The organism is Chryseolinea sp. T2, from assembly GCF_037203685.1.
Classification (GTDB): Bacteria; Bacteroidota; Bacteroidia; order Cytophagales; family Cyclobacteriaceae; genus Chryseolinea.
In genome coordinates this window covers 234,974-251,633 of record NZ_JBBCAU010000002.1, presented here as the reverse complement: position 1 = coordinate 251,633, position 16,660 = coordinate 234,974, and the positions used below count along the sequence as shown (strand labels likewise).

Annotated in this window: 18 protein-coding genes; 3 read left to right on the top strand and 15 right to left on the bottom strand. The window is 47.8% G+C overall.

The annotated features are described in order from the left end of the window. Window positions 1–2 precede the first annotated feature (2 nt). The 14 genes from WBG78_RS06000 to WBG78_RS05935 form a co-directional block, all read right to left on the bottom strand. Window positions 3–1,235, bottom strand: a complete 1,233-nt coding sequence (locus tag WBG78_RS06000; RefSeq protein WP_337325484.1) for an NAD(P)/FAD-dependent oxidoreductase — start codon at window positions 1,233–1,235, stop codon at window positions 3–5. A 29-nt stretch (window positions 1,236–1,264) separates the two neighbouring features. Then, the gene (locus WBG78_RS05995) at window positions 1,265–2,332 is read right to left on the bottom strand and encodes a class I SAM-dependent methyltransferase (RefSeq protein WP_337325483.1); all 1,068 of its coding nucleotides are present in this window, start codon (window positions 2,330–2,332) and stop codon (window positions 1,265–1,267) included. Window positions 2,333–2,334: 2 nt separating this feature from the next. Beyond that, window positions 2,335–3,456, bottom strand: a complete 1,122-nt coding sequence (locus tag WBG78_RS05990) for a beta-ketoacyl-[acyl-carrier-protein] synthase family protein (protein ID WP_337325482.1) — start codon at window positions 3,454–3,456, stop codon at window positions 2,335–2,337. A 3-nt stretch (window positions 3,457–3,459) separates the two neighbouring features. Next, the gene (locus WBG78_RS05985; RefSeq protein ID WP_337325481.1) at window positions 3,460–3,876 is read right to left on the bottom strand and encodes an acyl-CoA thioesterase; all 417 of its coding nucleotides are present in this window, start codon (window positions 3,874–3,876) and stop codon (window positions 3,460–3,462) included. Between the two features lie 24 nt (window positions 3,877–3,900). Beyond that, window positions 3,901–4,545: a hypothetical protein gene (locus WBG78_RS05980; protein WP_337325480.1), complete on the bottom strand. Its 645-nt coding sequence runs from the start codon at window positions 4,543–4,545 to the stop codon at window positions 3,901–3,903. A 27-nt stretch (window positions 4,546–4,572) separates the two neighbouring features. Then, window positions 4,573–4,941 (bottom strand): hypothetical protein, encoded by a 369-nt coding sequence (locus WBG78_RS05975; RefSeq protein WP_337325479.1) that lies wholly within the window; start codon window positions 4,939–4,941, stop codon window positions 4,573–4,575. Between the two features lie 75 nt (window positions 4,942–5,016). Continuing rightward, window positions 5,017–5,901: an LpxL/LpxP family acyltransferase gene (locus tag WBG78_RS05970; RefSeq protein ID WP_337325478.1), complete on the bottom strand. Its 885-nt coding sequence runs from the start codon at window positions 5,899–5,901 to the stop codon at window positions 5,017–5,019. Window position 5,902: 1 nt separating this feature from the next. After that, the gene (locus WBG78_RS05965) at window positions 5,903–6,163 is read right to left on the bottom strand and encodes a phosphopantetheine-binding protein (RefSeq protein WP_337325477.1); all 261 of its coding nucleotides are present in this window, start codon (window positions 6,161–6,163) and stop codon (window positions 5,903–5,905) included. Then, window positions 6,163–7,386, bottom strand: a complete 1,224-nt coding sequence (locus WBG78_RS05960) for a beta-ketoacyl-[acyl-carrier-protein] synthase family protein (protein WP_337325476.1) — start codon at window positions 7,384–7,386, stop codon at window positions 6,163–6,165. Before WBG78_RS05960 ends, WBG78_RS05965 begins: the two co-directional genes overlap by 1 nt. Before the next feature lie 137 nt (window positions 7,387–7,523). Continuing rightward, window positions 7,524–8,252, bottom strand: a complete 729-nt coding sequence (gene fabG, locus WBG78_RS05955) for a 3-oxoacyl-ACP reductase FabG (protein ID WP_337325475.1) — start codon at window positions 8,250–8,252, stop codon at window positions 7,524–7,526. Next, window positions 8,249–9,796: an HAL/PAL/TAL family ammonia-lyase gene (locus WBG78_RS05950; protein ID WP_337325474.1), complete on the bottom strand. Its 1,548-nt coding sequence runs from the start codon at window positions 9,794–9,796 to the stop codon at window positions 8,249–8,251. The genes fabG and WBG78_RS05950 overlap by 4 nt, the downstream gene beginning before the upstream one ends. 103 nt (window positions 9,797–9,899) lie before the next feature. Beyond that, window positions 9,900–10,406: a hypothetical protein gene (locus tag WBG78_RS05945; RefSeq protein ID WP_337325473.1), complete on the bottom strand. Its 507-nt coding sequence runs from the start codon at window positions 10,404–10,406 to the stop codon at window positions 9,900–9,902. A gap of 20 nt (window positions 10,407–10,426) precedes the next feature. Further along, window positions 10,427–11,683 (bottom strand): ABC transporter permease, encoded by a 1,257-nt coding sequence (locus WBG78_RS05940; RefSeq protein ID WP_337325472.1) that lies wholly within the window; start codon window positions 11,681–11,683, stop codon window positions 10,427–10,429. Continuing rightward, a complete protein-coding gene (locus WBG78_RS05935; protein WP_337325471.1) occupies window positions 11,680–12,435 on the bottom strand; it encodes an ABC transporter ATP-binding protein in 756 nt (251 codons plus the stop codon). Before WBG78_RS05935 ends, WBG78_RS05940 begins: the two co-directional genes overlap by 4 nt. Window positions 12,436–12,480: 45 nt before the next feature. On the opposite strand from WBG78_RS05935, the gene WBG78_RS05930 reads away from it, so the two are divergent. Then, window positions 12,481–12,894 carry a GlcG/HbpS family heme-binding protein gene (locus WBG78_RS05930; RefSeq protein ID WP_337325470.1) on the top strand — a complete coding sequence of 138 codons (414 nt, stop codon included), beginning with the start codon at window positions 12,481–12,483 and terminating at the stop codon, window positions 12,892–12,894. Window positions 12,895–12,908: 14 nt separating this feature from the next. Then, window positions 12,909–13,913: an SMP-30/gluconolactonase/LRE family protein gene (locus WBG78_RS05925; RefSeq protein ID WP_337325469.1), complete on the top strand. Its 1,005-nt coding sequence runs from the start codon at window positions 12,909–12,911 to the stop codon at window positions 13,911–13,913. 93 nt (window positions 13,914–14,006) lie between these two features. Here the strand turns inward: WBG78_RS05925 and WBG78_RS05920 are convergent, their stop codons facing one another. After that, window positions 14,007–15,167, bottom strand: coding sequence for a ferredoxin--NADP reductase (locus WBG78_RS05920; RefSeq protein ID WP_337325468.1), 1,161 nt, complete (start codon window positions 15,165–15,167; stop codon window positions 14,007–14,009). Window positions 15,168–15,320: 153 nt separating this feature from the next. Between WBG78_RS05920 and purB the strand changes: the two genes are divergently transcribed. Then, window positions 15,321–16,658 (top strand): adenylosuccinate lyase, encoded by a 1,338-nt coding sequence (gene purB / locus WBG78_RS05915; protein WP_337325467.1) that lies wholly within the window; start codon window positions 15,321–15,323, stop codon window positions 16,656–16,658. The last annotated feature ends 2 nt before the right edge of the window (window positions 16,659–16,660 follow it).

The following is a 16,660-nucleotide window of genomic DNA, read 5'->3' as shown; positions in this document are numbered from 1 at the left end:
TGTTAGCTCTTTTCCTGCATATCGATCAGGCGCGCGAGTCCGCGCAATGCCTTTTCATGATTGCGAACAAACGGATTCTGCTGATCCCATACATAGCCCGCAAGCACTGAACAAATCTGTCGCTTGATCACCGGATCCGGATTCTTCGAAAAGAAGATCTTCTCGAGTGTCCCATCATACCATGCCATCACGAACGTTCTGAAAGCATCTACGCCCTGACGGATAAATTCAGTGTAATCTTTGTCCCAGTCTACAGATTCTCCTTTTAACTTCTGGACCACAAGCTTGGCAGCGCGGTGACTAGACACCGTCGCGAACATAACGCCGGACGAGAATATAGGATCGAGGAATTCTGTTACGTTGCCGGTCAATACGAATCCCTTACCATAAAACTTATCCGTAGTCGCAGACCATGATTCCAGCTTCCTGGGCTCAAACACCCACGAGACGTCACCGAATCGCTGCTTCAGGTAGGCGTTGCCTTCGATACAAGCTTTGTACTTGTCCGCCAGGTCGCCCGGAATAGCATCGAAGAATTCGAAGTTACCCACAAAGCCAAGTGAGGTTACACCCGTCGAGAATGGTATTATCCACGTCCATACGCCCGGAGCGTACATGACTGCGATAATCCGGTTGGGCTCATCGTGATTGTTCCGGTGTATATCGTTTACATGCGCAAAGATTGCTTTACGCGGATCCAGATTCGATGGCTTATCGAGGTTAAACAAACGGGGTATAACTCTTCCATAACCGCTGGCATCCACAATGAATCGTGCCTCTATCTTTTCGGTCGTCCCGTCTTTTCTCTGTACCGTAGTGATTGAGCTTTCATCAGGCAGGAATTCAATGGCTGTTACCGTTGTCTCGAAGTCAACAGGAACACCCCGCTCCTGCACATCTGTGATTAGTGCCAAATCGAAATCGGCGCGTTGTACCTGCCAGGTCCAGGTCCATCCGTCAGAGAACTGGTCCGAAAAGTTGAAGTCGCTTACTTTTTCGCCCTTCATGAACTTGGCACCAAACTTCTGCTGAAAGTTCTTCTTCTTTATGGCTTCCAGAAGATTGGTATCATCCAGGACTTCCATACAGCGCGGTAGCAAACTCTCACCAATGACGAAACGCGGAAACTTCTCCCGCTCGACCACGCGCACTGATAAATCATTTTTGTGCAACATAGCCGCCGAAATGGATCCCGCAGGACCCGCTCCGATTACCAACACATCAATTTTGCTCATTCCTTATTGCCTAGTTTTTAACAAATGTTCTACGCAGGTTCACAGACTTGCAGCGTATGACTTACACCAATATTATCTGTCTCGCTGACAATTCGCAGACCAGCTGCCTCGATGCATTTATTGAATACTTTTGAATCATACATCTGACTATTGCCATTGGCCATCGCCGTAAAATACAGCGACGTTTGTTGCAGTGAAAATGCTGATGCCTCGAACCGCTGACGATCCCAGAACAATTCCATTATAAAAATCTTGCCACCGGGGGCGAGTGCGCCCTTGCAACGTTTCAGTATTGAAGTGATTTCGTCCTCAGAAAAGCAATCAAGAAACTGACTCATCCAGATGGCATCAAATCCCTTCGGGAAGGAGTTTGATTCGTCAAGTACATTGCAGGGGAAGAAGGAAATTCTATTTCCGTATCCAAGCTCCTCGATACGCGAGCGGGCTGTTTCAACGTTACCTGGCAGATCAATGATGGTGATGTGTACGTCAGGATCATAACCGAAACTTTGAATGGACCACTTTCCTGTGTTGCCTCCAATGTCCAGCAATCGCTTTGGCTTGTATTGATACACCATGGGCAACACCAGTGGAAAGGAGTTATCTGAATAATAATGGTCGAACGCTAACCAGCTTTTCTTAGCCTTGGGCGGGAAGTTCGTAGATAAGCCTTCATAGATTGTCTGCCAGTCTCCCAACGCTTTAAGTCCCTCGGGTTTGCCGTTCTTAAGGCTTTCTTCAAGAAAATACATGCCCTGATAACAGACGTCATGGGTGAGGTCCATGTTAACACGAGTCAGCTCATCGTGCAGGATAAAATAACTTGCTTTGGTTGCCTTATATTTTCCGTCATTGAGGATTAAGAGCCCCATTCCAAGACCTGCTTCAACGAGAACGCGAATGGCATACGGAGACATCTTCACCTGTTGCTGGATCTCTTCCAGTGTTATGCCATCTCTCTTAGCTTCCACAACAGCCAGGATATTGCTATCTCTGAGTATACGCGTGGCCTGAAACACGAATGGCGCAAAGGCTATCCATTGCGCGTGCTCCATAGCTTTAATGGCTGAAAGTTTTTCTTTCTCGTAAAAATTCATTCTCAGTTGTAGTTTTCTTTGCTCAAAATGATAGCCGCATTGCAGCCGCCAAAACCAGAGGCCGTCTTCAAACAAACATTCAGCGCTTGAGGCGTCACGCTTGTTATGATGTTCAACGGTTGGGATACACCCAGATGCTCGTAACCACGGGACGGCAGCAATACGTTGCGCCTTAAACTTTCTGCGTTCAAAGCAACTTCTACAACGCCGGCCGCTCCAAGCGTGTGACCATAGTAGCCTTTCAGACTGTGAATGGGCCTGTCGGTTAGTTCGGCGAGGGCAAATGCCTTTGCTTCCATTTCATCATTGTAAATGGTAGCAGTACCATGCGCTGAAATGAAATCTATATCGGCGCGCTGTATTTGCGCCTCTTCCATCGCCTGATGAATAGCAAATGCTAACTCAGCTCCGGTTCGGGACGGTCCCGAAATATGATTCGCATCATTGCTTAAGCCTCCACCGGCAATGCGAATGTTCTCGTTATTACGAAGTTCCGACGGGTTGGCAGAAAGTACAATAGCAGCGGCCGCCTCACCAAGATTGATGCCTTTTCGTGCGGCATCAAACGGTCGGCACGGTTCAGTGCTCATGGCCTGAAGCGTCTGAAAACCGCTGACAATAAACTTGCTCAGTACGTCCACTCCGGCAACCACAGCATGGTCCACTTCCCCGGACTGAATGATGCGCTGCGCTACCAGCAGTGCCATAACGCCAGAGATACACGCATTTGATACAACCAGAGATCGTCTGAAACCAAACTTGCCGGAAATAAACTGAGCCATGGCGGGCAGGTGTATCCGGGGATGATTGGCCATTCCTTTCTCAAGGAAAGAAATGTTGCCTTTAGTTGTCGACAGAATAAAAACGCTTTTACCCGGCTTAACACCGGTCTGTTGAATGATGTCGTCAACTGCCTGGATTGTGATGGTTTCAAGACGTGTCAATCCGGACGCATCATTAACATGCTCCATTCGCGAAGCATAAAAAGGTTCAGAAGAAAGGTCGCTATCGCGTACGCCTGCAATGCCGGTCTTTCCGGAAATGATGTTGTCAAAATTCTCCGCGGACGTGTAGCCCAGGGGTGAAATAATGTTATCAGCAACGATCCAGGTAGCACGTTTCATGGCCTAGATCAGATTATTGGATTTCTTCCAGGCTTCAATGAACGGTGGAACTGTTAATTGAAGTGCGAAGGATTTAGCATCGACGAACACCTGAACGGAGCTGCCAGTGGCAACCGGCTTTCCCGATTTGGACTCCAGTACGCGGTAGTTAAATGTAAGCTTGGCTGCAGCAGTGTTCACATAAGTGGTTTCCACGATAACACTGTCACCGTAGCGCAGCGGGCTGGAGTAGTTGCAGTGAACGGATACAACAGGAACGGCAAAGCCGTGATTAAAACAATCCAGATAGGAGATTCCGTGAACACGTCCGAAGGCTTCGCGGCCATCTTCAAAGTAGCGCAGATAATGGCCATGCCACACTATGCCGAGTGGATCTGCTTCATTAAATCTGACGGTTACCTCTGTTTGATGCGTTAGCACGAATCTCCTTTCCGAATACTTGATTTAAGGACGGTAGTACTTCTTTTTCCAGTTCGCGAATTCTTTCTTTTGCATTTTGGTCAGCACACCAAAAACGCAGCCAGCCCAGAAGTTGCGCATGCCAAATCCTTTAGGCTCGGCAGCAAGACGCTCAGAGAACAAAGTCTCTTTCGATCCCATATTTACGAATGTGACATAGATAGAACCCTCTTCGTTGGGTTTGCTGAACGTCTCAACAATGAACACCAGACCAATGCCAGTCTTGCCTTTGAAGTCAAAACCGGAAACAATGTTATCAATGTCAGAAGGCTGAATGTGCAGATAATCTTTTTGATTATCAGTGAACATCGCCTGTACATCTACTTCGCCATTCCTTTCTCCTGTAACGTCGATTGCATTAGCCACCTTGGCACGATCAACGGCCTTAGCGACGTTGTACTTTTCTGGCTCATTAAGGATAAGCTCGTTCCAGGCCGTCATGAGGTGACGAACATCAGATTCAGAGCCAAACTTCTCGCGATCACCAAGCAATTTAGCATTTGAAAAATCGAGGCCAAGCCAGGTAATCTCAGTCTCCTTATTGAAGACGTCGCTCTTGGTTTGAGCATGTATTGAACCGGCAGAGGCTACAATAACGAAAAGGAACAGGAGGCGTTTTTTGAAGTTCATATTAAATTGATTGTAAGGGATTTCGTTTCAGGCCTGCAACTTGGCGAATATACGCATTTCACAGGTGCACAGCGTTTCGCCGCCCTGCGTGATCATGCCCTGCACCACGGTTATGTCAAGCACTTTATTGACGACCTTAACGGAGGTCGTTATAGAAGAGTTGACCAAAGGCCTGCCTTTTACCCTTAAATCTTTTATCGCCGCTATATAACCGATGGGAATAGGAATATTCTTCTGGGAACACTGATAGCCAATGTGCACAGCTGCGGTCTGTGCAATGTTTTCCACCATTCCGGGCTCTGCAAAGTGTTTATCGGAAATGAAGACGTTGTCTGGTTCAATATCAAACTCAGTCACTGCTGCATCATCACTTGCAACAGCCAGTCGGTGTACCATAACGATTGGCCGACGTTGAGGAATGAACTTGAGTATATCTTCGCGGTTAGCCAACATGAGTGATTACAAAATTGGTCATTTTGCCCAAAAATTAAAATAATTGAACCATTGTTCAGGATACATCTTCACTTTTTGGTCGAGAGCTTCCACAAACGCACCAAGAAGGCGGTCCCTGAATTCAGACTTAGTCTCCTCATCATGAGCCTGCAGAATCGGGCTGCCATAAAAATGGTAGTGTGAACGCGATTCCTTGAATGCAAATACGAGCGAAACCGGTGCCTTGAAACTGGCGGCAAGAATAAACGGTCCCGATGGGAAGTTCGCCTCCTCTCCCAGAAAGCTCCTTTTCACTGTCTTGTTCCCTTCAAGAAAGCGATCGGCATGGAGGCAAATCAACTCGTTATTCTGGAGAGCCTCCCCCATTGCGTACACATGAGACAGATCAGGCTTCACCAGGATGACGTTGAGGTTTCGCCGCCCTGTCACGCTTTCAAGGTATTCTTTGATTTGCTGTTGTTCACCGTCATACATCACAACATTAATACGGGCGTTAAGGCGTTTTAGCAAGTGGCCCGCTGCCTCCCAGTTTCCAACATGGGCACTTATCAGAATTCCTCCCTTTCCGCGCCGGACAATCTCCCTGAGATTCTCTTCCCCATCAAATTCATAGGACAGTTTATTTTCAATACCAGCCATCACGACAATTTTGTCGAGCAGGGTCTGAGCGAAGATATAGTAGTTGCGGTAGGTGCCTTTGACAGAACGCCACCAACCGAACTTCAGGCGATGTCGCAAAAGGTCATAAATAACACGCGTTGATGTACGCGAGAAAAGCAAGTAGTAAAAGGCGATGAATCGGAGGATAAAATACGACACAGACATCCCCAGGTTCCTCGCGACGAACACCATGATTCTGTAGCCCAGCGGCGTTGCACGGGACCGGCCCTGCCACTGCGTCATCTTAGTGTGGAACTTTTTCCGCTACGCGCTTGATCACGTATTCGTAAAAAGTCTTGAAAGTATCGATGCCGTTAAAATCCTCGGGATTGACCTTGAAACCAAAATTGTGCTCAATCACGACTACAAGGTCAATGTAGTCCAGGCTATCGAGTTCAAGAACTTCTCGAATACTGGCTGCTGGCTGCATCTTCTTAGGGTCGACTTCGAATTCCTCAGCCAGGAAGCCATTGATCTTTTCTATGATCGCCTTTTCTTCCATCATTATTCCTTCCACTTTTTAACTATCAGGGTTGAGTTAGTACCCCCGAATCCAAAAGAATTTGACAAAAATACATCAATATTTTTATTCAACGCTTTGGTGATGATGTTAAGGCGCGCTGAATCGTCGTCTGGCGTCTCGAAGTTGATGTTAGGAGCGATGAATGAATGTTCCATCATCAGCATCGAGTATACTATTTCACTTGCACCGGCCATCCAGCATTCGTGTCCGGTCATAGACTTGGTTGAACTTACCGGTGTGCCGACACTGCCAAAAACGTCATATATGGCCTTTGCTTCGCTCGCGTCGCCCGAAGGCGTTGAGGTAGCATGGGCGTTTATGTAAGAGATTTCTCTAATATCAAGTCCTGAGTCTTTCATGGCCATGCGCAATGAACGTGCCGGGCCCTGCACCGTTGGATTGGAAATGTGTTCGCCGTTTGACGAAAACCCGTAGCCGATCAGTTCTCCCAGTATTTTTACCCCTCTCCGCTTTGCTGACTCGAGGCTTTCCAATATTACAGTTGCTGCGCCACCACTGGGAACCAGTCCATCTCGTCCCTTATCAAACGGTCGCGATGCTGACCTGGGATCGTTTTCGCGGACCGAAAAAGCTCCCAGGGCATCAAAATTGCCCATCGAATACCTGTTGATCTCCTGGGCACCGCCACATACCACAATATCCTGCATCCCCTGACGGATAAACATTGCCCCTAATCCGATGGCATGTGAACCACTGGCACAGGCCGCGCTCACCGTAAAGTTGATCCCGCGAAGGCGATATATTGTTGCCAGGTTCATGTTCACGGTTGAGTTCAGCACCTGAAAAACGTTGCCTGAACCAACCATCATCGTATCTTTTTTCTCGCGGATGATGTCAATAGCCTCAATAACCGGCTGGGCTGAACTGTCATTTCCATAGATTAAGCCCACCTCGTGCTTGTCAAGGTAATCCTGATCAATCCGGGCAAGCTCAAATGCTTCGCGCGTGGCCATGTAGGCAAACTCACCTTGCTCAGGCAACATCACCCGCGCACGACGATCCAGCACTCCCTTTAGAGAGGGCCGCTCAACGAAGCCAGTAAGTCCGGAGCGATAGCCCATCTGCTTTCTGGCAGGGTCGAGAATGATACCCGAATTTCCATGGTACAAGGAATCCCTTACAGCATCCAGGCTTTTGCCTATTGTAGAATAAACTCCAATTCCAGTTATGACGACCCGGTTCATCTAAAAAATCGTGGCGCTTTAGCTGTAGTTAAATTTAACAAGGCGCAAAAATAGGATAAAAATTCCGACACCGCACGCCCTATACGTAAAGGAAACGTGCATCTCTGCAACAAGGTTCGCTTTTGGCAGTAAAGGATTCAGGTATATAAGCCGCCGTTTATAGACAATACAGCACCCGTTATGTACGATGCCTTTTTCGATGCCAGAAAGGCCACGGCGTCCGCTACTTCTTCCGGTTCCCCAAATCGCTTCATGGGTATTATAGCCTTTAATTCGGCCTCATTGAGATCCTGAGTCATGTCCGTGCGTACGAATCCAGGTGCTACGGCATTAACTGTTATGCCACGTCGGGCAACCTCCTGGGCCAGGGCCTTCGTAGCTCCGATAACACCAGCCTTTGCCGCTGAATAGTTAGTTTGTCCAGGCATACCTTTGATCCCACTTAGTGAAACAACGGTCACAATACGCCCGTATCGATTGGCCAGCATCGGGTTCATCACAGCACGGGACACATAATAAAAAGCGTCAAGGCTCGCTCCCAGTACGCGGCGCCATTGATCATCGGTCATAAATACCATTAACGCATCTTCGCGGATCCCGGCATTATTGATCAGCACTTCTATAACGTCCTCTTTGTGCGCATCTACCCAGGCACCGAGTACGGAATCAACCTCCTCCTTGTTTGATACATCAAACTTCAGGAGCGTAGCAGTCACGTTGTGCTCCTGTACCAGGTCAGCTGTTTTCCTGGCCTCGTCATCGTTGCTGCGGTAGTTGATCAGAATGTTATATTGCTGTTCGGCAAGTTTAAGGCAAATAGCCCTCCCGATACCGCGTGATCCACCCGTCACAAGCGCGTATTTCATGATCCCAGTTTTACAGTTGCACCTAACTTCAGCATGTAATCACGCATTTTCCGAATGTCCGTGTACCGTGGCTTGTCCTCTACGATAGGTCCAACGATAGCCCTCACGTTTTCATACAGCGAATGTGAAAAAGGCGAAAGCCTTGCCTGACATTTTAGGAAATCAATCGCCTGAACAACTGCCAGAGCCTGAATTGCCAGCACATCGAAGGCATTGTCAATTACACGACGTGTCATAAGCGCTGCGTTGCACCCCATGCTCACAATGTCCTGGTTGTCGTTGTTATTGGATATGCTGTGGAGATACATTGGAAAAGATAAAGTCTGATTCTCGGCCGTTGTCGATGTCGCCGTGAATTGCATGCCCTGCAGTCCGAAGTTCAATCCAAGTGTTCCAAGATTGATAAAAGGTGAAAGCTTTTGATTCAGCTTGTCATTCAAAAGATAGTTCAGCTGACGCTCGGACAACATGGTCAGTTTCGTCATCACAATCTTAAGCTTATCCATTGCCAGTGAGACATAGTCACCGTGGAAATTTCCCCCGTGATAAACATTCTCGCGCTCGTGATCAACGATGGGATTATCATTAACAGAATTCACTTCGTCTTCTAGTACACGCTGAACTTCTGCGATGGTGTCCAGCACCGGCCCAAGGATCTGCGGTACGCAACGCAAGGAATAATATTCCTGGACCTTATCGGTAAATACTGCCTCTACAATCTTACGATGATAAAGATGATCCGGTCGTTTACGAATGAGTTTGCTATCGGCGAGTACATGGCGCATGGCTTCAGCAACCTTCGATTGCCCGGGGTGATGCTTTACGTGGTTCAGCTCGAAGGAGAAGTGATCATCAAATGACTTCATCAATTCATTAGTAATCGCCGACATCACGACAGAACATCCGATAAGATAATGTGCGTGAATAATGTTCACCATTCCCACGCCCGTCATTGCCGACGTTCCATTCATGAGCGAAAGTCCTTCGCGCAGGTAAACCTGAAGCGGAGCAATGCCGCGGGATGAAAACACTTCAGATGCTGGCCTGAGGTTGCCATCGACAAACACTTCTCCTTCTCCTATGAGATTCAATGCAAGATGTGCCAGTTGAACCAGGTCGCCACTTGCTCCAACGCCTCCACGTTCAAATATGCAGGCAGAGATTTTTTCATTGAGGAGTTTTGTCAACAGCTCAATGGCCGATGGATGAATTCCCGAATAACCTTGAATAAGGCTGTTAAGGCGCGCGAGCATTGTTGCACGCGCCATGTCTTCCGACATTGGTGCGCCGCTGCCCGAACTGTGACTTCTGATGAGATTGTATTGAAGCTGATGTTGATCCGCCTCGCTTATTTTGTACTGGGCCATCGGGCCGAAGCCCGTGTTAATGCCATAAATAATCTTGTTTTCAGCCCATGACTGCAGAAACTGATAATTTTTCTCAACTCTGTTCAAAGCCGAGTCGGCCAACTCAATTTGCTCGCCGAGATACAAGACCTTTTCGAAGTCGCTGTACAACAGTTTCCCCTGTCCAATTTTTACCATACCAAGCGTGGTGGTTTAAATAAATGGCGCAAAATAGTAAAGGCAGCACAAATATCACATCATTTTAACCAGCACGTACTTCTCCTTCGAAATTGGCAGTGCTCTAACGCTTTATCAACTCGGCGTCGACCACGATAAAATTGATATGATCCATGTCGTCTGCGTTCAGCTTGAGCTTTCCTTTGACCGTGATAAGGTCATCCATCTGAAATTTTGCCTGGCTCTTTGCAAAGTTCACCTCCGCGATAGATTCCGGTCCGCCTCCCCCACAGAAATAACACTGACTCATGGGATACTTCGAAATGATAATATATCCTGAACCTTCCGGAGCGAACGGCAGGAAATACCCCACTACTGAGATCTCCTTTCCTTCCATAGCCTTGATCTCCGGTGGAAAGTTAGGATGCATCAGATACTCCTGAGCCTTCTCATGATACTTTGGCTCGAACTTCGTTTTTGCAAACAAGGCCCAGGAATCAGGCACGGCCTGACCCATCGCCTGTAATGCCGAAATCAAAACGAAGACGACTATGAATGCAAATTCCTTTTTCGGCTGCCTGACATAGCTATCCGAACGATACTTGAAATTGGCGTTTCCAAAGGTGATCATAAATCAAAGTTATTCAACTGTTAGTTGTTTTCTGCGAGGATGTCGGAAATATCAGTTCGGTAAGCTTCCACTGCCGGCACTAATGCACACACCACACCCAGCAAGGCACTGCCTGACACCAAAATCAACTCGAAAGGATGAAAGTACCACCCGGTAATTCCGGCCTTCTCCGTTTGCTCAAACCAAAAAGGAACGGCAGCAAGTGCAATATGTCCCAGGGCAAGTCCGGCGAAACTACCGGCCACAGACATAACAATGCCTTCAACGAGCACCGCCACGAATAACTTTATTCTGCTTGCACCCATGGTACGCATGATCGCCATGTCATAGCGTCGTTCGCGAAGAGAATTGTACAACGCGATGAAAATGCTTATACCGGCAATCAATATCAACAGGTAAGCAAATGCCAGAAAAAGATCTGCACCTGACCCTATAATTGAGAACAGCCTTGCCGTTTCGAACACAGGTGATGCGGCCTGCATGGTTGAATTAGAATTGACAATTCGGGGTAATTGAACAGCGCCAAGCGCTGATCGATACTGGATCAGCAGAGATGTTATCTCTCTGACGGAGTCTCCTCGCATGATAACCGGAACGATGGGCGACCGTGTCAATAGCGGGATCGTATCTTGCTGAGAGCGCTGCTGATCGGCAGCTGTCCATAGATCATGAACCTGCCAAATGCTTTCGATATTCGTGAGTATGAGTTCGTCCAGTATTGATCCCGTTGCGGCAAATACTCCCACCACCTGGTACGTCTGTTCATCATGCTCGTGTCCACCGGAGGTCAGACCATGCGCACTCGAAAAGCGATCTCCTGTCTTCAATCCGGTGCGGGTTGCAACCACAGATCCGAGCGTAGCTTCCATGCTTCTTGTCCACCACTTGCCTTGCGCAAGTTCTGCTGAATAAAGACCGGCATATCTTTTATCGGTGCCTACAATACGAAAAGATCTGTAACTGTCACCGAGCGCGAGGGGGATGGACTGCTTTACGAGTGCTCCTTTAGCAAACCTTTCGGCGTCTCTAATCTTGATGTTGCCCGTAGGGACATCGACATGAAATATGCTGCTTAAGATCAGCTGCATCGGACTTCCCTTCGCACCTATTACCAGGTCTATCCCTTGCGCATTGCGACTTATGTTTCGCTGTAGCTGAAGATTGGAAAGCACCATGATAGTGATCACTGCGATTCCAAGGCCAAGCAATAAGATATTTAATACCGTCGTAAGCGGCCTGAACTTCAGGTATTGCCAGACAAGAAAAACAAGGTTCATGAAAGAATGATTTGTTTTTTCATTCTATCCATTAACCTCCGGTCGTGGGTTGCGACCAACAGCGACGAAGAGTTTTCGCCCGCCACCTGCAACAACAAATCGATTACGCGTCTGCAGTTATTGTCATCTAACGAAGATGTAGGTTCGTCTGCAACCACGATCGCTGGTCTGTTCAGCACCGCTCTCGCTATGGCTACACGCTGGGCCTGACCCTGGCTCAGTTGATGTACACGTTTTTGCCGCTGGTGAGTCAGGTCGAGTCGATTTAATAGCTGGTCAACGCGAGCGTCGTCGATCGGAATACCTGCCAGATAAGGTGCCATTCGAAGATTGTCTTCAACGGTCAGCGCTGGTATAAGATGGTTTCTCTGAAACACAAATCCAATCCTCCCACCGCGAAAACGGTCTATCGTCGATGATGTTAGTGACGAAAGCTCTGTATTGTCGATCCTGATGGAGCCCTTATAATTTCTTCTTAGGCCCCCAATGAGATGCAAGAGCGTCGTTTTGCCGGAGCCCGATTGCCCTGTTAAAAGTAAATGATCCCCTTGCACCACTTCAAAATCAGGAAAGCGAAGGGCCACTGCATCATTAAAAGCGTACGATAGATTAGCAACTGATATCACCGTTTGAAGGTAAGGATTGAATTGAGAATTGAGAGCCGAAAATTGAGAATTGTAAGGCGAGTGGCCGCCTCTTTTTAAAGTTACCTGTATACCATTTGTATCATTCGCCGTTAACTTAGCTGGCATTGAACGGCGGAGTTTCTATCTTGCATTAAACACGAACTAAATCGTATGTTCTCTCAACTCAAAGTGAGCTCAATTGAAGCCATGTCAATGATTGACGATGTTTTAAAGCACGTGGCACGTCTAAAGAAAGATGTAGCCGTTGCCATTGCCGGCCCGGAGGGCGAGCTCATCGCTTTTATCCGTATGGATGGTGCAAGTCCTGCGGCCTCCCGCATTGCCATTAACAAAGCATACACAGCAGCGATCGATCGAAAGGACACCCGACTCATGGGAGAGTTTATGACTGACAAGAACCGGCCACAGACCTATTGGGGAGATGACAAGATCACCGGATTTGGAGGCGGTGTTACCATACGGCAGGAAGGAACTGTTGTTGGTGGCATTGGTGTGAGTGGATTGTCGGAAGAAGACGATGAAGCAATTGCAAACGCGGCGATAAAAGCCGTATTCGGTAAATAATAACCTATCTGCGCATGAAATACACTTACCTGGTGCTTGCAGCAGCATCTCTACTTGCTGCGTGCAAGTCCAAAGAAGACGCACCAACCCTCGCCACTATTGAACGCATCGATCCTGCCCTCGACGCCCTCGTTGATACAGATGCCAAAGTGGAAGTCATCATGGACGGATTCGACTGGAGTGAAGGTCCGTTATGGCTTCCATCCGAAAACTTCCTCATCGTTTCTGATGTTCCTCAAAACACAGTTTATAAGTGGACGCCGGAAAAAGGAAAAGAAGTTTGGTTAAAGCCTTCCGGTTATACAACTAAGGCTGACAAGCCTTATTCAAAGGAAGAAGGATCAAACGGCCTCGTACTTACCAGGGATGGTAAGCTGGTTCTTTGCCAGCATGGTGACCGTCGTGTTTCTGTTATGAATGCATCTTTGAACACTCCGTCAGCTGACTACACTCCATTGGCCGATAACTATCAGGGAAAGAAACTGAACAGTCCCAATGACGCTGTGTTCAACAGCGCAGGCACTCTGTTCTTTACTGATCCACCCTATGGCCTTCCCGACGACAACGGTGCAACAAAAGAAATTCCATTTCAGGGAGTGTACAAAGCCAGCAACGGGGCGGTTACGCTCATCTCAGATTCAGTAACACGGCCTAACGGCATTGCTTTTTTTCCCGGCGAACGGCGGCTGATTGTTGCCAGTTCTGACCCGGAGAAGGCAGTCTGGTACACGTTCGATCTTACCGAAACTGATTCTGTGAAAAGCGCCTCGCTTTTTTATGACGCAACAGCAGAAGCTAAAACCGGAGTACCCGGCCTCCCCGACGGACTTAAAGTTGATCAATCAGGCAACGTATTCGCTACTGGCCCCGGCGGCGTCTGGATATTCGATCAGAATGGAAAGGTACTGGGCAAAATTAAAGTGACGGTCCCGACTTCGAACGTGGCCTTCACACCGGATGGGAAAACGTTGTTCATCACTGCGGACAGCTATGTGCTGAAATTAAGAATTAAGAATTAAGAGTTAAGAATTAGCTATCACGACCTGCGGTCGTGCCATCGTCGCCCGAAGGGCGGAGCTAATTCTTAACTCTTAATTCTTAATTCTTAATTCTCACCCGATCTCGATTACCACATCATCCGTCAACGGGTGGCCTACGCATGTGAGCACATAACCCTGCTCGCGCTCCGATTTCGACAGCCCATCCTCTTCGTCGAGCTTGACCTTCCCCGAGAGGCATTTGCCACGGCAGGCCGTGCACAAACCGCTCTGACATGAGTAAGGCAGATCAATACCGGCATCGAGGGCCGTCTCCAGGATCGCCTTATTCGGAGGCACCATCACCTTAAATTCCTGACCATCGTATCGGATAGTTACCTCGCGTTCCTTGCTGGCCGGACCCGGTGCTTCTTCCATCTTCTTTTCCTTATCGATAGTTCCTTGCACGAAACTCTCCTTAAACACCTTGTCCATCGGGATGTTGCGTACGCGAAGCAGCGATTCAACGTTCTTCATCATCCCCTCCGGTCCGCACATCAGGTAAACGGTCTTTGATATTCCCCAGTCAGGTATGCGCTCAAATAATCTTGTAAGCATATCATGATTCAGCAACCCGGAATATCCCTGCCAGTTCATCGGTGCCTGGTCAAGAATATGAATTACATGCAGGCGTCCCTCATCGTTTGTCTGCAAGTGCTCCAGCGCCTGACGAAATATAATACTGTGCTCATCGCGGTTGCAGTAGATCAGCGAACAGATGCTGTCCGGCTCCTGCGACATGAGCGATTTAATGATCGACATCATCGGCGTGATACCTGAACCACCCGCAAACATGATGACATGTCGCTTGTTGCTTTTTTCGTACGCCGATGTAAACTGCCCCATTGGTTCCATCACCCTCAGAGTGGTTCCTTTCGACAGATTGTCCGGCAGCCAGTTGGACATCAACCCTTGCTCTACCCGCTTCACAGTTACAGCAAGATCCTGATCTACAAATGGAGAAGAGCATAATGAATACGCACGGCGAACTTCCTTCCCCCCAACAGTAGCAATCAAGGTGAGGAACTGACCGGACTTGTAGCCAATCTTGCTGCCAGCAGGTTGTTCGAACACTATCGAGATAGCGTCCCGCGTTTCCTGAACGATATCCTTAACCTTCAGATCAAAATAACGCGGACCAACATGCGCTTCCTCTTTACGAACATCAGCCTGCCCCGCAGGCTTATTATCTGGCTTTTCTCCTTTGTCCGATTTCTTAAAAAAACTGAATGCCATAACTCTTTGCGTTGAACCTGAAACTGCACACGACGCAATTATTAACGTCGCGTTAATTCACACCAGTTTATATCCGTAAAAGTAGCAAGGAATTGATTGCCTCTGTGCAGGTTATGGTAAAAAGTGTAATTTTGAACCCCAACAAACCAAAACGTGGCTTTAACTCCGCTCACAGCAATCTCTCCGGTAGATGGCAGATACTTTGAAGTCGTCAAACCGCTCACTCAATATTTTTCTGAATACGGTTTCATACGTTACCGGATCCAGGTTGAGATCGAATATTTGATCTCACTGTCGGCGACTGTGTCAGAACTTGACGATTTTCCAGTACACCGACTTAACGACCTGCGTAAGATCTATAAGAACTTTACTGAGGAACGCGCAGTGCAGGTGAAAGACATCGAAAAAATCACCAATCACGACGTTAAGGCAGTTGAATATTTCATTAAAAAAGAGTTTGAATTTCTTAACCTCGACGACTTCAAAGAGTTCATTCACTTTGGACTCACGTCACAGGATATTAACAACACGTCGATACCGTTGTTGCTGAAGGAATATTTCAACAACGAGTATTATCCGGCAATGAACATGTTGCTTGGCAAACTAAATGCACTGGCAAAAGAGTGGAAAGACATACCCATGCTTGCCTATACGCACGGCCAGCCTGCGACTCCTACCCGATTGGGTAAGGAGATCATGGTCTTTGCTGCGCGCCTTGAGAAGCAACTCACCCAGCTGAGACTTATCCCGTTTGCCGCGAAGTTCGGAGGCGCCACGGGTAACCTCAATGCACATTATATCGCATACCCTAATATCGACTGGAATAAGTTTGCTGAGGAATTTTGTCAGCACCTGGGGCTAGTTAGAAGCTATCCCACCACACAGATCGAGCACTATGATTTTCTTGCTGCACTGTTCGACAACGTAAAACGGATCAATACTATTCTCATTGACTTCAGCCGTGATGTATGGCAATACATATCGATGGAGTACTTCAAACAAAAGATCCGCGAAGGTGAAGTAGGTTCTTCGGCAATGCCGCATAAAGTGAACCCGATCGACTTCGAAAACGCCGAAGGCAACCTGGGTTATGCAAATGCCATTCTGGAATATCTGTCTGCAAAGCTACCAGTATCAAGATTGCAACGAGACCTCACTGACTCAACAGTGCTTCGGAATGTGGGCGTTCCCATGGCTCATACTCAGGTGGCTGTGCAATCGCTGTTAAAGGGTATCGGAAAACTCGAACTGAATAAACAGGCGATTGATGATGACCTCGAGAAAAACTGGGCTGTAGTAGCCGAGGCCATCCAGACAATTCTGCGGAAAGAAGGATATCCAAATCCATATGAAGCACTGAAGGCGCTTACCCGGAAGAATGAAAAGATCACTCAGCAAAGCATAGCCACCTTCATTGACGGCCTTGACATCAGCGCTGACCTAAAGCTCCGACTGAAAAGCATAACGCCTTTCAATTACGTCGGAGTTTAGAT

Excerpts from the sequence above, each read along its gene's own strand:
- WBG78_RS06000 (WP_337325484.1), bottom strand. The coding sequence starts at position 1,235 with ATGAGCAAAATTGATGTGTTGGTAATCGGAGCGGGTCCTGCGGGATCC.
- WBG78_RS05995 (WP_337325483.1), bottom strand. The coding sequence starts at position 2,332 with ATGAATTTTTACGAGAAAGAAAAACTTTCAGCCATTAAAGCTATGGAG.
- WBG78_RS05990 (WP_337325482.1), bottom strand. The coding sequence starts at position 3,456 with ATGAAACGTGCTACCTGGATCGTTGCTGATAACATTATTTCACCCCTG.
- WBG78_RS05980 (WP_337325480.1), bottom strand. The coding sequence starts at position 4,545 with ATGAACTTCAAAAAACGCCTCCTGTTCCTTTTCGTTATTGTAGCCTCT.
- WBG78_RS05975 (WP_337325479.1), bottom strand. The coding sequence starts at position 4,941 with ATGGTACACCGACTGGCTGTTGCAAGTGATGATGCAGCAGTGACTGAG.
- WBG78_RS05970 (WP_337325478.1), bottom strand. The coding sequence starts at position 5,901 with ATGACGCAGTGGCAGGGCCGGTCCCGTGCAACGCCGCTGGGCTACAGA.
- WBG78_RS05965 (WP_337325477.1), bottom strand. The coding sequence starts at position 6,163 with ATGATGGAAGAAAAGGCGATCATAGAAAAGATCAATGGCTTCCTGGCT.
- WBG78_RS05960 (WP_337325476.1), bottom strand. The coding sequence starts at position 7,386 with ATGAACCGGGTCGTCATAACTGGAATTGGAGTTTATTCTACAATAGGC.
- fabG (WP_337325475.1), bottom strand. The coding sequence starts at position 8,252 with ATGAAATACGCGCTTGTGACGGGTGGATCACGCGGTATCGGGAGGGCT.
- WBG78_RS05950 (WP_337325474.1), bottom strand. The coding sequence starts at position 9,796 with ATGGTAAAAATTGGACAGGGGAAACTGTTGTACAGCGACTTCGAAAAG.
- WBG78_RS05945 (WP_337325473.1), bottom strand. The coding sequence starts at position 10,406 with ATGATCACCTTTGGAAACGCCAATTTCAAGTATCGTTCGGATAGCTAT.
- WBG78_RS05940 (WP_337325472.1), bottom strand. The coding sequence starts at position 11,683 with ATGAACCTTGTTTTTCTTGTCTGGCAATACCTGAAGTTCAGGCCGCTT.
- WBG78_RS05935 (WP_337325471.1), bottom strand. The coding sequence starts at position 12,435 with ATGCCAGCTAAGTTAACGGCGAATGATACAAATGGTATACAGGTAACT.
- WBG78_RS05930 (WP_337325470.1), top strand. The coding sequence starts at position 12,481 with ATGTTCTCTCAACTCAAAGTGAGCTCAATTGAAGCCATGTCAATGATT.
- WBG78_RS05925 (WP_337325469.1), top strand. The coding sequence starts at position 12,909 with ATGAAATACACTTACCTGGTGCTTGCAGCAGCATCTCTACTTGCTGCG.
- WBG78_RS05920 (WP_337325468.1), bottom strand. The coding sequence starts at position 15,167 with ATGGCATTCAGTTTTTTTAAGAAATCGGACAAAGGAGAAAAGCCAGAT.